The sequence below is a fragment of the Nostoc sp. C052 genome, from assembly GCF_013393905.1.
Lineage (GTDB): Bacteria > Cyanobacteriota > Cyanobacteriia > Cyanobacteriales > Nostocaceae > Nostoc.
Map to the genome: position 1 here is coordinate 94,776 of NZ_CP040277.1, position 16,491 is coordinate 111,266.

The following is a 16,491-nucleotide window of genomic DNA, read 5'->3' on the forward strand; positions in this document are numbered from 1 at the left end:
CCAACAGCATCAGATGATAGTCATGCTCCGACTTCAGGGAACTCTATAACTAAAGGTTAGTTTTTAAGTGAGTCAACCCAGAATGTCTAGAATAAGGCATCGTCGCCGTATAGGTGAAAGTTATGATATTCCCGTCTCAGATTCACCGCCTGATTTAGTGTCGCAATATTTTAGCCTTGCAGTAGATAAAAATCCTAGCCTTGAAATTCTACAGAATTTATCTTCCGATGAGTATGCACGCTCATCGTTAGCAAGAAATCCCAATTGTACAGAAGAAATTTTGCAGAGGTTAGCCTGCGATGAATCAGTTCAAGTTCGTGCAGAAGTAGCAACAAATCCCAATACTTCAATGGAACTTCTACAACAATTATCCTGTGATGAGTCAAATATTGTCCGCTCGTCATTAGCAAGAAATCCCAATTGTACAGGGGAAATTTTGCAAAGTTTAGCCTGCGATGAATCAGTTCAAGTTCGTGCATCTGTGAAAATAAATCCCAGTACTCCAGAGGAGATTATGCGAAACTTAGCTGGCGATGAATCAATTTTTGTTCGCTGCAATGAAGATGAACGCCGTCAGTTAGCAGGCAATCCTAATACAAGCGTTGATATTTTAAGACAGTTAACTTTTGACGAGTCGAGTCTTGTTCGCTCTTTATTAGCCGAAAATACCAACACAAGTACTGATATTTTAGAAAAATTATCTGATGATAATAGTTCTGACATCCGTTCAGAACTAGCAAAAAATCTCAATACTCCTACCTGGATTTTAGAAAAATTAGGTGATGGTGCTTTAGAGGCAATTGATTATTCAATCGTAGATGATGGAGATGCAGCAATTATCTACTCTTTGGCAAATAATCCAAATACTCCTATCGATTTACTTGACCGAATTTGCTCAATAGATAATGAGCAAAAAGACTATTTAGTGTTTTACCGCCATGTAGCAAGGAATGTTAATGCGCCTGATTATCTTCTCAAGAATATAGCTAATTACCCTGATTCCGAAACACGTTGTAATGTAGCTAACAATAAAAATACTCCAGTATCTGTTCTTAAAAAATTAGCATCTGATAAAGACCAAAGTGTTCGACAAGCTGTAGCAAGTAATCCTAACACTCCTGAAGCAATTAGAAAAAATATCTGAAGAAAAATAATTATATTTATTTAATATTTATCTTCTCCGCTAGGTTGTTTTACAGATTAGATTGATTGTTTAGCAGAATCTAAAATTTAATCAGTTTTTTATAATTCCAAATTCAAGGAATTATTAATTGTTTGTTGTGCCAATTTAATACCAGCAACTTCAAGCCTTGCATAACGATTCGCTTTACTCCATTCATAATTAAATACATCTTGATTCCATCCTTCTGGCATAGTTGTTTTGAGTCCATAACCTAAATTGCGAATACTTAAATCAAGAAGTTTTTTTTCATCTATAGTGATGAAAACTACTTCTACTAAACTACTTAACATATTGGCAACTTCTTCATCACTAGCACTATCCTTCAACATATTGAAAGCTATACACTGCACAAGGGATATCGGCACTATATGTTCACCGTGAGTAGACCCTTTATTTTTCCGAAGATAAGTATCATCAGGTTGTTCCTGTACAATAGACCAAGCAGCTTCAGAAAACTTACAAAACATTTTAGCTTCACGTAAATAACAGACAAAGTGAACTCTACCTTCTATTTCACTAAAATAAGCGAGTTCACTAACAAGATTTCTACAACGATATTGCCAACCATTACAGAACTGTCCTTTTGAGTTTAGACCAGAAAATTCATAAAGGCTACGTATAATTTTAGCTGTAGTTAGTGTAAATTTAAAGTTTGACATAATTACTATGCTATGAGTTATTATCTGGTTGGAGAATCAAGAATTATAATGAATAAATTCAGCTAAATTTTAAATATCGTATTAATTTAGATATTAAAATTACAATAGTGAATTTACTGAAAAAACATCACAATTTAAAATTTATCTTGTTTAACGCTAAGGAAGTCGGGGAAAAAATTTATAGCGGTTATCGATTGGATGAGAACACCAAAGTCCTTGCTGTCAAATCATTTCAGCAAAGTTTTTGTATCTCACTGAACTGCACACCGCTATGTATACAAAGAAAGATTAAGGGAAGTGTTGGGAGTTAAATTTAAAACGTTCTGTGTTGTAGTTTCCTATTTTTCCTCTGGCTTCAACTCCATCCATCTATCGTTAATGTGGCAATAACAAAAACCACTACTTTTGACTAACGCCTACTTGCTAAAACAGCAAGTAGGTAACTTTTTATGACCCAGCTTGAATGGTTACAAGCAAATAAACAGGTTTATTCTAAAGAACATGGTGTTATCCATATCGCCGCCATCATCGAGAAAAATCTTTACTTCAAAAAGGGAAGTGTAAATCAAATTATTTTTGACTGGGAGCAGGAGGTAAATAGCGGTAATTTATTACCTCTTAATCAAGCACCAACAGGTAAAAGTATTCTGTACCAAGAAATAGCAGCTATTCTGGATGGTTCAGGAAAACTACAAAATTGTGATGTAATTCCGGCTCAAGAAGCTAAACTTTGTCCCATACCAGATGATATTCACCCTCTAGTTAAACTTGCCTTAAATAAGTCAGGAATTACACAACTATATTCTCATCAAGTCGAGGCATGGGAAGCTTACAAAAAAGGGGAAGATATCATTCTCCAAACTCCTACCAGTAGTGGTAAAAGTATCTCCTTTTTAATTCCAATTGTTCACGAGTGCCTAAAAGGTAAATCAGCTTTAGTATTCTTTAACTTAAAAGCACTTGCATTTGACCAGGTAGAGAAAATCCGCTCGTTTGTTGGTCACCTAGATGAAGAAATTCGCCCTAAAATTCTCAATATAAATGGTGATATTCCTCCCCAGGAGCGCAAACAACTTTACAGCCATCAACCCTCGATTTTATGCGTGACACCCGATGTATGGAACCACGAACTGAACAATTATCAGTTTGACTCCAACTGGGGATTTAGGGAAACAATCAGAAAAATTTCAATCATCGTCTGTGATGAAGCGCACTTCTATCAAGGCATTTTTGGCTCACACTTTGCCCTACTTAATCGGCGAACTCAATTAATGATAGAATCTGCTGGCAATAATATTTCTAAATTGCAGTACATCTTCGCTTCTGCAACAATTAGTAACAGTAGCGAAATTGCCCAGAAGATATCCAATCGAGTAGAACAAAGCAACCTTGCTATTATCGACCAAAGTGGGGCAAAACGCTCGGAGATTACTTTCCTTAGCCTCAAAGCACGAAACAATACTCTTTACCAAACTGCCCAAGTTGCAGCCATGCTTGTAAGTAAAGGAATAGTCGGGATTTGTTTCTGCGATAGTAGAGAACTGGTAAAGGTTTTAACTAATGCCATTCGTAAAGCTTTAATCGAGATGCAATTGACTCACTTGGGAGAAAGCATCTCAGCATTTTATGGCAGCATGAAGGCAAATCAGCGTAACAAAATTATTGCAGATATACAGGGCGGGAAGGTCAAGTTCATTATATCCACAAGTGCTTTAGAAGCGGGTCTGGATATCGGGTCTATTGATGCAACTATCGTACATAGTTACCCAGGCTCAATTCTTGCCTTTCGCCAAAGGGCGGGACGTGCAGGCAGACAGGAAGCAGGGCTATTGGTATTTATCCCGTCAAAAAGGTCGATTATGGATTCTTACTACGCCAATTACCCGGAACGCCTCTTATCTGATCCTCCAGAAATTATCAACTTTAACCACAATTATGAAACAATTTTGGAGCAGCACATTCTCGCCTGTTGCAAAGAAAGTAAACCAACACAAGCTCAAATTGCTCGACATTTTGGTACTTCTGGCGATGCGATCGCACGACAGCTAATCGGTAATAATCAACTGATTTTCAGTTATAACCAAAGACTGACAACTAATCGAAACCTTGGTTATGTCCACTCAAAAATTAAATTCAGAGGCAACACTGACCAAAACATCAGTTATATCAATCAAGATAGTGCAGAAGAGTTTGAGGAAAGTTCGGCATCATCTGCACTACGAGAAGTTTACCCTGGTGCCATATATCTTGCTCAAGACTTTGACGGCAACCCCGTACAGTATAAATCACAAGAGCTAAATTTAACCGAAGGGAAAGCAATTCTCAAGCCAATTGAGGCAACCAACCTATTTAGTCGTCCCGAAGGAAGCCTAAATTTCGAGGAAATCAAAATTGCAGGGGAAGCCAAAATTATCAATCTTTCCCAAGGCGCAGCTAGATTTACACCTGTTTCAGCCAAAATCAAAGAAGAAATTTACGGGTACAACTTGTACAGGCTGGAACAAAAATGGACTTGCACTAATAACAGATGTCGCAACTTCAATTTAAATTTACCCGGACACATACAAACTTGTCCTGCTTGCAGTACCCAACTTATTGAACGAGAATTTGTCGAACTCTTGGAGGAAAATAAATACAAGGAAGCATTTGCTCTTAATTACAATACATTCTGCGTTAGGGTTGAAATTAACGCTGATGCAAGAAAATATTTTTCAGCCATCGTCAAAAATCTCCGAAAAGAGATACTCAACAAACAGAAATATATTTCCAATGAAGAGAAACAACTATTTGAAAGCAATGAAACTCAGATTTGCGTTCATACTCTCGCACACCAACTCATGCTCAGTTTACCACTTGTCGAACATGGAGCAAACAGTCGAGATATCGATTTCATGTTAATCGAAGTACCATCAAATCATAACATAGTAGGCTATTTCTTCGATACATGCGAACACGGTACAGGTATGTGCGATACTCTCATCAAGTATTTAGAAACCGCTTTTATTAAGGCAAAATTTCTAGTAGATAATTGCCCTTGCAAATACGGTTGCTCATCTTGTACAACAATTCAACGCTGCCCTGATGATAACAAAGCACTGTTTAAATCAGTTGGGCTATCTCTACTGGAGGAAATAATCAATCCTACAAAAACAAGAACCATTAATCAATAATTAAGATGATCCTACCTATCTTGGGTAGGATTATTTTTTCAGTAATTAAACCACATACATCGCTTACGCACAAGATTTATGAAAATTTGTGAGAATAAGCAATGTACATCGAACTATTAGCGGATTCAAGCCAAAACCCTAAGCGGTTTCAAATTCTCCATGCACCAACATATCTCCTCCTAGAAACAGATTTTAAGTTAGGAGATTTTGTTGAGTCTAATAGCATCGACTTTATTATCAATCATGCTGTCAATCTAGGATATGAAGTAAAAATATCCCATCCCAAAGAGCAAGAAAATGATAAATATCCTCTTCCCAAAATCAGCGATGAACTTACTGATTTAATGATTAATTATCCATCAGACTTAAAACTACGAACTAATGGAATGGTTTTTGAACAAAGGGCATATTTAATGTCTAAAGTTTACGATGAAGTATGCCAAAATCTAGAATCAAAAGCTCTTTTAAGAGAAGCTGAGTATTGGTTGATAAATTACGCACGAGAAGTAATTGCCAAACAATGCCATTACTTACCAGATATTCTAATGAAATTAGATAACCCAGTTGTTAGAGCAATGGCAATAGATACACTCATGCTCTGGCAGCCAGATTGGAAAAACGCTATCTCCCAATATGTAGGAAGCAGATTTGAAGCTGGTAATAATGAGTTTGAGATTATCAGCTACTATCACAATCAAGAAAAAAAGGGTAGGGACGGGATAATGGTACTGTGCAAGGTAACAAAAACCATGAATAATTATCTTGAATTTCCTACGTTTCCCTTCAATACAAACTGTACTCTTGGAACTTATCAAGTCGAAAATGCTCTGAACCAAAGGTTGGCTTAAAACAGAAATCAGAAGCTAAAATATCACTCATGAGCAACCAACAAATCAATTATTTAATAACAGGCATCTGCACGTTTCATTGGAATGCTGACTTTCATAAATTCTGTGAAGTTTGCAACTTTGATCCCAATCATGCTTACTCAAAGGAGAAATGGCAGCAGTGGCAACAATTTGTATCCGGTATCAAAGCGTTTGACCAAAATACCCTTACCAAGCTAGTTGAAGCAGGCCATCAGTTAGCACCGTAATCATAATATCAAACCACCACAGTCACTAACGCACCCGTGCATTAATTATCGAAATAATTAGCCACATGAATTCATGCACGCCCAAATCCGTCATTTGGTATCTTCACTTGACAACTTACCCGAAGAATGGCGAATCGTCCCTACCTTTGGTAAACGTCCTCTAGGGAAAGAATGGGAAAAAAATACCTACTCTCCCAGAGAACTACAAGCCGAACTCGTCCGCCGCCGCCTAAAAGTTTGGACAAATAACAGATTGATCACCCCCACTGGTGTAGCCTTGGTATGCGGTTCTAATCATCCCCAAGGATATTTAGTAGCTATTGACTGCGACGGCGAAACCTCCTGGCGACAAATTATTCAAATTAACGAACATACAGAACCAGAAGAACTCAACCAGATAATACCCGCCGAAGCAACCGATGTTCCTACGGAGTCGTTGTGCGATACTCCTATGGAATCGTTGTGCGATCGCGCTCAAAAATACCTTCCTCCCACAATTGCATTTACCTCTGGAAGGAAATATCGGAGCCAGCGTTTGTACCTCATCCCAGATTCAAAAGCTTGGGAAGTAAAATCTCGCAAAATCAAAACTGGGAAGGATGAACAATTGGAGTTTCGAGGCAAAAATCTAGCCTCAATCCTTCCCCCTTCTTTTCACCCAGAGGGCAGAAATTACAGATGGCTTCCTGGCTGTAGTCCATCTGAGCGCCAAATAGAAATAGCCCCCGACTGGGTAATTGCTCAGATGCTTGCCAAACAGGAGAAAGCAAGAAAGTTTAACCTACCCCAAGAAAAATATAACCGCAGATATGGGGTAGACAGATACGCTCATTTAATTCCCTCAATCGAGACAAATATCCAGACTGCACTTGTACTACTTGAAGTCATACACCCTCGATTTGCAGATGATTACCACTCGTGGATTCAAGTCGGGATGGCACTTCATAGTGTTAGTCCCATTTTATTTAAAGCATGGGACACTTGGAGCCAACTTTCTCCTAAGTACAAATCAGGCGAATGCGCTTACAAATGGCAGTCTTTTAACAAGACAGGTATTACTATCCGCACCTTATTTAGATTAGCCAATCTCTCTTAATCATGAGCAGTCAAATATCACCTGACGAGAATGTAACTAACCTTGAAGACAGTTATAGCAGTAGAGATTTTAATCCTGATATTCAGGAGAATAGCGATTTAGAAGAAACATTAGATGAATTAGTAAACACTGAAGTTATAAACCAAGATTCATCTATCGAGATAGGTTTAGGCACTTCTGACACAAAAACCACCTTAATAACCATTCAACTAATACCAAATTCTGAAACAGTAATTGTCTCAATTGGGATCAAAGGCGCACCTCCAATTATTAAGATAATTAACGTTGCTGAAATAACATCTCATCCTGTCATCAATAACTTGCTACAGGATTTAGAAAAATCTCTCCCAGAGATGTTAGATATCTGCAAGCAAAGGATGGAAAAGCAGACTATACATCAGAATCAACAGGAACAATCAAGACAAGTACAAAAGCGTAACCTGTCTGAAGATAAAGAGAAAACACCCGCGCCTAACAACCAACTGTCACTATTTTAATTACCATGAAGTACGTTGCGATTATCGAAGGACAAGAAATTTCTCTTGATGAGGCGATCGCCCAAGATGACAATACCCTCAAAACAGCCATTAGCGTCTACTTTCCAGAATATGCTAATGCCGAAATTGAACGACAAACAACTGATGATACAGTTTCAATTCGTTTAGTAAAAAAAGCAGGTACTAAGGGAAGTCAATTCAGAGAATTGAAAAATAGTTCTGAAGAAATAAATCCTGCACTAAAGTTAGGGTGGCAGATAAAGCTTCTGGAGATAAAAAATCAAGTTAGTCTCGAAAATTTAATTACCCTACAACCTGAGATAGAAAAAGCTATCAAGCTCGGTCAAAATTGGGAAACCTACATCGAAAAAGTAACTCGAAGCCTTAAGCATCAACCTGCTACTACGAGTAGATATCCCGTACTGTAATAACAAATTTATAGCCGCTATGAGTTATGGCGGCTGATTAACCCTCTTTTATCACTTTCGGGAGAGAATAATCTGGAATGCTTACAGCATAAGACTTTTACCAAAAAACCATGATTTGAGCCATTGTGTTAGAAAATAAACGCTCAAATGACCGTTATATCTACAGTTCAAAATTTGGCTTTGATTTTTCTTTTCCTGGAGTGACAAAACAGGGTTAATTATGCTTGCAAACATACAATCATTCAAAATACCCATTACTTGTTTAACAGCAATTATCTACCTAGAAAATCTCTCCGAACGAGTAAATCTCTTAAGCCTGTATCGAAAAATATTCCCAGAACAATGGCTAGAATCAACCATTCATATTGATAAACAATCACATCCAGCAAGCGCCTATATGGATAGAGAAATTGAATTTATTCAACTGGTGAATGATCATCTCTTCCCAATAGAATATATCGATGAGATTGAGTTTAGTCCTGAACATAATAGTATTCTCGTTTCACCACAAAGACTTGAGTGGTGGAATGAAGATTTCGAGGAACTAGAATACTCAGAAAAGTTCCTGCTGTCGTTGATGGGGCAAGGGTACAATATAAGCCAATGGGAACTAAATTTTGGTTTTACTCCTGATTACATTGCTCTAGCAGAAGAAATTTACTTCGAGACACTTGTCAAGCTATGCCGTCGTTACAAAAGTCCTCTTCAATATTTAGATGCAGGCATACGAATTATAGATTACTCGACTGAAAATATCTGGCTAGATGTTACGTGTGAAACAAGCGATTGGCTGGAATGGACTTATGAAAATATCATATTTCTCAGTCAAAAGTGGAAAGAAGCCATCTCGATGATGGAAAAATCAAATAAGCTTAACCATTTGCTAGAAACATCTCTTCATGCTCGGAAAGCAGCAGTCAGAATTTGGAATCAATCATCAAAAGCATGAATTTAGATACAAACATATTACCAATAATTAACTTAGAAAGTATATCGCAAATCCTGCTTGGGAATATTCCCCAAGATGAGTTACTAGCGCAGTTAGTTATCCTCAAAGGACAGTTTATTTTAGTCGAACACGAAGGCAAAGAGTCTAAATACAAATTTCTTTCCCCTGAAGCAGTAGAGAAAGCCTTCACAAGTAAAACTGCTACATCTGGATGGCTTTCTAGCAACACGATTTGGTGGGGTAAAAATCCAGAGGGAGAGGCAATTATTCAGTTTTACTCTCCCCAAAAATATCAAATTCAAATTATGGGACAGGAAACGAAAGTAATTACTGTCCCCATGCCTGCATTCCTCTTTGCTGGATACGGTAGTAGATATTACCTATGGGCAGTTAAAGGGAGGGTATTTAAACCAGACGCGCAACTATACAAGCCACCTCTACCTAACGTTTGGGACGACTCTAGTATTTGTTATGGGGGAAATTCTCTCGGTATGTGCAGTGCTGCAACTATAAGCCAAACCTGGGAGTTGTTCTGGAAATCACCCTTTAATAAGGACTTGTCCCAAGGCAAATCAAAAACTCATCCCGACAATATCTGCAACCAGCTAATCAAATTGCACGAGTCTAAACCCAAATCCTACCCTTCAAGTGACCTTGTTTCCGTTCATAGCTGGAAAGTCACAACCCCAGAAGACATTATCAATCATTTGTTCAATTAGCCATGAATGCCTTTATCGGTTATCACTTCGCTACAAGTAATAATTTTCCTCCCTACAGCCAAAAACTTCAGGAATATTGGCTGGCAGCAAATGGACTTTTCTTGCGATCGCACCGCCGTGAGTTAGAGGTTTGCTTGCAAGTGACTCAAACTCAAGTTGCTGGACTCCAACCCCTTGAACCCTACTTTCGCCTGAAAGTCCCAAAAGTCCCAAGCCTTGTAATCACCGATATTATCAATGCCGCCAGTATCAATCCCGACCAGGAAATCCTATTCTACTTGGGAGTGACAAACAACCAATGGTGGTGTCACACGCCACTGCAAACTGCGTCCTCTACTCACGTCCTATCTTTAGAAAGCGCACTTAACAAAAGCTATACGGATGGGCTAGTGGAAATACACAGTCATGGAACTCTAGCTGCTTACCCTTCAAGTGCGGACAATCTAGAAGAAAAAGGCAAATTTCGAGTGTTCGCGATCATCGGCACACTGAATATCATTCCCACAATATACACCCGTATCGGGATATACAATTACTTTTTCGACATCAACCCCAATCAAATATTTGAACTTCCGCCACAGGTAAAATGCTCGAATTAACTGCTTACCAACAAGCTTTACCAGTCTTACCTCGTAATCATACCCGTATCAACTTCATCTTAGTAGGAGCAGGAGGAACAGGCGGGTTTCTTGCAGAAGATTTATGTCGAATTATTCTGCAACTCCAGCGCACTAGGAAAGAAATTAACTTTGCGATCGTCGATGGCGATACTGTCGAACTCAAGAATATCAGCCGCCAAAATTATCAACAAGCTGAAATTGGGCTACCAAAGGCAGAAACGCTAGCTGCAAGATGCAGTGCCAAGTATGGAATAGAGATTACAGCTGTTTGCGACTGGTTTGAAGAAGACTTGATTCGCACGGCCAGTTGGTGGAATACCCTAACGGTAATTATTGGCTGTGTCGATAACAGCACAGCCAGGAGCAAAATTCACTCAGTTCTCAAACTGAACAGTGCAAATGAGCCAGCATCGCTATTTTGGCTGGATTGTGGAAACAGCAACCACTCCGGCCAAATAGTAGTTGGAACGCACTCTAATTTTGATATAGTTCAAGCTGCCAATAACCCAGACAAACCTAAATTCTGGTTGCATCTTCCCTCTCCGGCGCTGGTTCACCCGGAATTGTTAGTTCCTCAACTGGAAGAACTCACCGACAACAACCTCTCATGTGCAGAAATTCAAGCCCGAAATTATCAGTCGCTATTTGTCAATAAAATGACGAGTGCGATCGCAGCCCAGTACTTGCTAGAATTAACCCTCACCGGGGGTTTGAAAAAGTTCGCCAGTTATTTTGACCTCAAAGCAATGTCAACCCGAAGTTTATACGCAAGTATCGACAATCTGAAAAAATATTATATACCGTAGAAAAATCACCACAAATAGCTCACGCATATTTATCCCAAAAAACAAATTTGGGATAGATTTTTATGAATCGATTCAATCACAAAACACTTGAGCTAGCCGAACATCATCCAGAGTGTTTATCGACAATAAATTATTCTAATCTCACTGTAAAAAGTGAATCCGAAGTTGCTGGAGGTCAGTTTCATCTCGTCATGCAACAAATTGGGTTAGGTCTACCAGTCGAACCTTTCTTAAAGGAATACCCCCAAATTAATAACTGGGTCGATAAGGTAAAACCTTTTCTAAACATCCTTGGAAACAAACAATGGAACGCCCAACTTCAATATTTATATCACGATATCCTTCTCTATAGCGAGTGTGACCTTATTATCTATGGTGAAAATCAAGTAGTTGGGTTTGACTGGACAATTCAAAAACCTCTTAAATTTGAAATTCTTGAGAGCAAGTGGCAAACCCAATTGAGATTATTTCTCCTTCACGAACGAACTGGAATGCCATTAGAACAAATAAGCCTAGTTTACTTGTTCATAAATACTGATAGTATCTACCAGTTTAGTTACTCTGATAAAAAACATTTGGCTTTCAAAGAACGGTTAGAAGAAACACTCGCTCCTTTTATAGGAGACAACAATGAAAAGAAACATTTAGCCGATAAAATAACTCCTCAAGAAGCACATGATAAATGGCTGGCAAGAGAAATATCAACTACGGAATATTTAGCAGCAATTCCTGAAGTGGAATTATGAATCCAACAGAATTAAATATCACCAAAATCGAACTCACTTCTAACAGTGGTTGGACGCTCAATATCCTCTCACGTCGGGTAGCAACTATTACTGATCCCTTGGGAACCCGAAAAACCAGCTATTTCGGGTTCGATACCAAAGAACAAGCCGAAAAGTTTAGAGATTGGCTTCTCCGAAAAAACAAATGTAGTAGTGCAGTGATCCGTCACTCCGAACGATTAGCTACTGAATGGGAGGTAAAAACTTGGAATGTACCAACCTCCCTAATTCTTAAATGCGCCGTTAAAGATTTAAAGGAATCTAGCCATGCAACTATCTCTACTGAATCTGTCTTACAACGAGGATAACTCATCACTAGATATTTTCAATATTCCTAACTTAGAAAAAGCAGAAACTCTCCGCAAGCTAGCTGCCTCAATGCAGTCAAATATTGACCAAAAGAAAAATCCTGCTATTGGGAATCAAAGGGCAACAAAGCGCCGTAAAACCATAGCTCAAGGGATAATCCAAGAAGGAATTGAACTTGAGATTATCCAGTCTTGGCTATTTGCGATCGCACAAATGTGGGAAACAGGAAATATCCCACCAATACTACGCGGTATATTTCGTAAATCACAGGTGGAAGTCCTATTTAGGATTTCTCAAAGTGGAGAAATTAGCCAGAAAGTCCAAGAAATACTAGAAGGCGAATATTACCAAGACTGGGTAAAATCTCTCAGTCGTGCCGGGTTAAATACATCAGGCGAAATCATATCAGCAATAACAGAAATTCAACAGGTAGTAAAACCTGAAGCAATTGATACTACCAAGCAACAACTTAATAAGCTTGAGTTAGAAATCATTGGCATGAAATCTGGAGATTTCTTTCCTACTCCCAAACCCGTCTGTCAACGGCTTGTTCAACTGGCAGATATTGAACCAAATTGGCGAATTTTAGAGCCTAGCGCTGGTAGCGGAAATATTGCTGATTATATCACTCAAACTTACCCAAATGTTCAATTAGAGGTAGTTGAGGTGAATTACAACCTACGACAAATTTTAGAACTCAAAGGATTTAATCTTGTAGGGAAAAACTTTCTGGAGTTTAACCCCAGTCATTTATACAATGCCTGTATCATGAATCCTCCATTTTGCGAACTTGTCGAGCATATCTATCAAGCTTGGAAGTTAATTATATCAGGTGGTGTATTAGTTTCAGTCGTACCTGAGTCGGTTTTCTTCAATCGGAAGTATCAAAGCTTAAAAGAGTGGCTACAGAGCAATAAGAGCTATGTGGAGTTGGTAGATAAAGATGCCTTTTTGAGTTCAAATAACCCTACAAATGTAGCTACTAGAATCGTCAAAATAATTAAACCATAGTGTACTACAAGCGTATGGCGTACTGCCAAATTGATGAAACTAGATATGTCACGTACATTTTCCCTAAATTCGGAAAATATGCGAGATACAAAATCCTTACACAGCAAGAATTAGAACTAGCAGTTACTAAGTGCAAGCTTGCTGGTTGGAAAGTCAGTAATGTCACCAAACTTACTAATAAAATGCTTGAAATTAAACCCCAACGAACAAGGAGATAAATATGGCAATTGAAACTATTGCTTCCTACAGATTTATTCCTGGTAAAGATAGTCACATAACAACTTATGGCGCACCTGAAGAACAAACAGTTGCAATTCACAATTCAAGCACAACATCTGTGTCACTGACTTTCACAGATGAAAATACATCTGTTCTTAGACAAATCATCATCAATCTTCAGCAAATCTATCAGACACTTTTAAATACCAAAACTGGAATTATTCAGGAAGACACTTACATGAACAACTTTACCGAATTAAAGAAAGAGTGCATTGAGAACAGCACTGCGAGAGGGTTTACCTCCACAAGCGATTACGAGGTTTTCTCGATTAAAGATTCTAAAGTTTAAATGATGAAAACTATATCCAAATAGCGAAAAATTAATAAATCTTTCAAGTCGTCATTTATAACAGACGACTTTTATTTTTTACAACGGCTTTTTGCTTGACGCATTAAAGATTGATTTCAATTAATTAAAATTATGGCAAGAAATCAAACAAAGCCTACTAATTCTGCTATTGAAGAAAGCGCAGCGTCCGAGTCAGAACCCCCTCAACAAACCGTTCAGAATGGGGCAAACATACAAAAGCGTAAATCAGCTATTTCTAAATTTGCAAATCCTGAGTACAATGCGCCGATTAGCAATATCTGCATCTGCCAAGTCATCAACCACATGGAAGCAGAAAAAGTTGGGTTGTTTATAAAAGATAAGTATTTAGCAGCAATTAACTGGCAAGGACAAGAACCAACACACAAGCACACCTTCTCCAGTGGCACGCCAGAAATGGGAGTGTTGTTGCAATCGCCCAGAATGCACATTCTTGATATTTCTCCCAGATATATTGAACAGCGCGATGACGGCAAAATTGTGGGGGTGTACGAATCACCTGATGGGTACGAAATGTACCAAGCACTTGGCAAAGATGCCGCAGTATTGAGACGATTCTACTTGTTGCAACTTGTCGATGAAAATAATAACAACCTGCACTCAGTACCAATTGTCTTGTCAATCAAAGGCGTTGCATCATCAAAATTTGGCGAGGCTTACAAACAGTTCCAACGCGAACTAGAGGTTGCATTCGCCCGATTTACTGATACAACTGTCGCTGAAAAACGTGCAGAGTTTCATCGCCTTGGTGCATTTCAACCCACCTTCACACCATCCCTTGAACCGAAAGAAGCAGTTAACCAAAGAGATAAATCCTGGGTAGCAGTTGTCACTTCCTACAAATCACCAAACCCCGATGGCAGCGATTTTCTCGAATTCTTCTCAGAGGCCAAAGAAATCGATATCCAAACAACGATGCAGGCAAATCCCGAATTCTCTCACCGCATCGGTAAAACATCAACCGTTGTAGCAGAACATAACCGCCTCATAGGTGCAGCCGATATGCCAATAGCAGCACTTCCTCCTAGTACAGCAGGTCATGATTATACAGCATACAGTACTGAGATGGAACAACTGCCTTACTAAAACAAACTACCTCATCTAAGCAAAAAGGGTGCTAGAAATAGCGCCCGTTAAGAAATCATCCACTAAAAACCAAGCAACAAATGAAACTAACCATTGAACAATCTAAACTCGCAGAAATTCTAGAAACCGCTTATCTCGCAATCAGTCCTAAACCCACTGACCCAATTTTAGGAAATATCTTACTGATTGCAGACGAAGACGGGATAATATCAGCAACAGGTACAAACCTTAACCTCACAATTCATACTACAACCACCGCTAACGTCGAAATTTCAGGTCAGGTAGCACTTCCTGCCAAACTACTAACTGATACTGTTAGTAATGTTAAAGGCGAAATTACCCTAGAAGTAGAAAATCAAGCCTGCATAATTACTCACAATAGCGGCAAGTGCCGACTAATTGGCGGAAAATCTGACGAGTTCCCAACACTTCCCAAGGGAGAAAACCCGATGGAGATAAACTTAAGTGCCAAGAAACTCCAAGCTGCACTTGAAGGGACGCTCTATTGCGCCAGCAGCGACGAAACAAAGTTGGTTTTAACTGGTGTCAACTTCAAAATTGATACCAACAAGTGGCAAGCTGCTAGTACAAATAGTCACAAATTAGCGCTAGTAACAGGAACACTCGATAGCGAATATTCTGACCCAATCAACTTCACTGTTCCAGGTAAGTCACTTGGCGAGTTAAACAAAATTCTCTCTCAAAGCGCCGATACAAGCGTGTGCAATATTCTTCTATCAGATAAAACTATCGAGTTTAGCCTTCCTAATACAAAGCTCATTTCCCGGCTTCTGGAGGGAGAATATCCCAAAATCAATAGCTTGATTCCTCGGTCGTTTGAGTATGAATTTACATTAGAGCGCAAGGGATTTGAGAGCGCGCTGAAGCGGGTAAGTTATCTAGCCGAACGCAAGCAAAAGGTTGTCAAAATCCTCTGGGAATTGGAAGCTACACAGGCAACACTATACACCGAAGCTACTGATATCGGGGATGCAGTTGACTCGGTACTGATGAAATCGGTAACTAGTAATTCAGAAAACATCAGTATTGGATTAAACATCGACTACCTGATCGAAGGATTAAAGCATATCAGTACTGATGAAATCGTGGTGCGGTGCAACAAACCCACGCAACCAGTCATTGTCTGCCCGATGGGAGGGCTGCTCAATCAGTTGTATCTGGTAATGCCTGTAGAAATCAAGCAGGGGTTTGGAAAGGTAAATAGCCAAAGTACAAAGGCAAAAGTCAGCACTCAAAGTGAGCCTAGTACTGAAGAAGTAACAGAAGTTAGCACTCAAACTGAGCCTAGCCCTGAAGAAGTAACAAATGTGGCACAGGCAACAGACGATAGTGAAACTCCTCAAATAGAAACGCCATGCGTGGTAGCGAAAGATACTACCAAAGATAAGTCAACCTCACGATCGCCACGAACGAAAAAAGAAGCGGCGACTGCCTAAAAAATCAAACTTC

General features: G+C 39.0%; 18 protein-coding genes. 17 read left to right on the top strand and 1 reads right to left on the bottom strand.

What is annotated here, in order from left to right; genetic code table 11:
• The first annotated feature begins 82 nt into the window (after window positions 1-82).
• A complete protein-coding gene (locus FD723_RS39190; RefSeq protein WP_179070533.1) occupies window positions 83-1,144 on the top strand; it encodes a hypothetical protein in 1,062 nt (353 codons plus the stop codon).
• Between the two features lie 98 nt (window positions 1,145-1,242).
• Here FD723_RS39190 and FD723_RS39195 read toward each other — a convergent pair whose 3' ends face one another.
• Window positions 1,243-1,842, bottom strand: coding sequence for a hypothetical protein (locus FD723_RS39195; protein ID WP_179070534.1), 600 nt, complete (start codon window positions 1,840-1,842; stop codon window positions 1,243-1,245).
• Between the two features lie 449 nt (window positions 1,843-2,291).
• Here FD723_RS39195 and FD723_RS39200 point away from each other — a divergent pair, with 449 nt between their 5' ends.
• From FD723_RS39200 to dnaN, 16 genes are all read left to right on the top strand, one after another.
• Entirely contained in the window at window positions 2,292-5,012 is a 2,721-nt protein-coding gene (locus tag FD723_RS39200; RefSeq protein ID WP_179070535.1) for a DEAD/DEAH box helicase, read from the top strand.
• A 101-nt stretch (window positions 5,013-5,113) separates the two neighbouring features.
• Complete coding sequence (locus FD723_RS39205) at window positions 5,114-5,860, top strand: hypothetical protein (RefSeq protein WP_179070536.1); 747 nt, start codon at window positions 5,114-5,116, stop codon at window positions 5,858-5,860.
• Window positions 5,861-5,889: 29 nt separating this feature from the next.
• The gene (locus FD723_RS39210) at window positions 5,890-6,108 is read left to right on the top strand and encodes a hypothetical protein (protein WP_179070537.1); all 219 of its coding nucleotides are present in this window, start codon (window positions 5,890-5,892) and stop codon (window positions 6,106-6,108) included.
• 73 nt (window positions 6,109-6,181) lie between these two features.
• Entirely contained in the window at window positions 6,182-7,204 is a 1,023-nt protein-coding gene (locus FD723_RS39215) for a bifunctional DNA primase/polymerase (protein WP_179070538.1), read from the top strand.
• A 2-nt stretch (window positions 7,205-7,206) separates the two neighbouring features.
• A complete protein-coding gene (locus FD723_RS39220) occupies window positions 7,207-7,701 on the top strand; it encodes a hypothetical protein (RefSeq protein ID WP_179070539.1) in 495 nt (164 codons plus the stop codon).
• 5 nt (window positions 7,702-7,706) lie between these two features.
• On the top strand, window positions 7,707-8,129 hold the full coding sequence (locus FD723_RS39225) for a hypothetical protein (protein WP_179070540.1): 423 nt from the start codon (window positions 7,707-7,709) through the stop codon (window positions 8,127-8,129).
• A 220-nt stretch (window positions 8,130-8,349) separates the two neighbouring features.
• Window positions 8,350-9,078, top strand: a complete 729-nt coding sequence (locus FD723_RS39230) for a hypothetical protein (RefSeq protein WP_179070541.1) — start codon at window positions 8,350-8,352, stop codon at window positions 9,076-9,078.
• Window positions 9,075-9,797 carry a prokaryotic E2 ligase family D protein gene (locus tag FD723_RS39235; RefSeq protein ID WP_179070542.1) on the top strand — a complete coding sequence of 241 codons (723 nt, stop codon included), beginning with the start codon at window positions 9,075-9,077 and terminating at the stop codon, window positions 9,795-9,797. The genes FD723_RS39230 and FD723_RS39235 overlap by 4 nt, the downstream gene beginning before the upstream one ends.
• Window positions 9,798-9,799: 2 nt before the next feature.
• Window positions 9,800-10,396 carry a Mov34/MPN/PAD-1 family protein gene (locus FD723_RS39240; protein ID WP_179070543.1) on the top strand — a complete coding sequence of 199 codons (597 nt, stop codon included), beginning with the start codon at window positions 9,800-9,802 and terminating at the stop codon, window positions 10,394-10,396.
• The gene (locus FD723_RS39245) at window positions 10,384-11,223 is read left to right on the top strand and encodes a ThiF family adenylyltransferase (protein ID WP_179070544.1); all 840 of its coding nucleotides are present in this window, start codon (window positions 10,384-10,386) and stop codon (window positions 11,221-11,223) included. Before FD723_RS39240 ends, FD723_RS39245 begins: the two co-directional genes overlap by 13 nt.
• 62 nt (window positions 11,224-11,285) lie before the next feature.
• Window positions 11,286-11,969 (top strand): hypothetical protein, encoded by a 684-nt coding sequence (locus FD723_RS39250; protein ID WP_179070545.1) that lies wholly within the window; start codon window positions 11,286-11,288, stop codon window positions 11,967-11,969.
• Window positions 11,966-12,316, top strand: a complete 351-nt coding sequence (locus FD723_RS39255; RefSeq protein WP_179070546.1) for a hypothetical protein — start codon at window positions 11,966-11,968, stop codon at window positions 12,314-12,316. Before FD723_RS39250 ends, FD723_RS39255 begins: the two co-directional genes overlap by 4 nt.
• On the top strand, window positions 12,276-13,328 hold the full coding sequence (locus tag FD723_RS39260; protein WP_256875437.1) for an SAM-dependent DNA methyltransferase: 1,053 nt from the start codon (window positions 12,276-12,278) through the stop codon (window positions 13,326-13,328). The genes FD723_RS39255 and FD723_RS39260 overlap by 41 nt, the downstream gene beginning before the upstream one ends.
• A gap of 220 nt (window positions 13,329-13,548) precedes the next feature.
• Window positions 13,549-13,896, top strand: coding sequence for a hypothetical protein (locus tag FD723_RS39265; protein WP_179070547.1), 348 nt, complete (start codon window positions 13,549-13,551; stop codon window positions 13,894-13,896).
• Between the two features lie 132 nt (window positions 13,897-14,028).
• On the top strand, window positions 14,029-15,021 hold the full coding sequence (locus tag FD723_RS39270) for a DUF5895 domain-containing protein (protein ID WP_179070548.1): 993 nt from the start codon (window positions 14,029-14,031) through the stop codon (window positions 15,019-15,021).
• Between the two features lie 80 nt (window positions 15,022-15,101).
• A complete protein-coding gene (dnaN, locus tag FD723_RS39275) occupies window positions 15,102-16,478 on the top strand; it encodes a DNA polymerase III subunit beta (protein ID WP_179070549.1) in 1,377 nt (458 codons plus the stop codon).
• The last annotated feature ends 13 nt before the right edge of the window (window positions 16,479-16,491 follow it).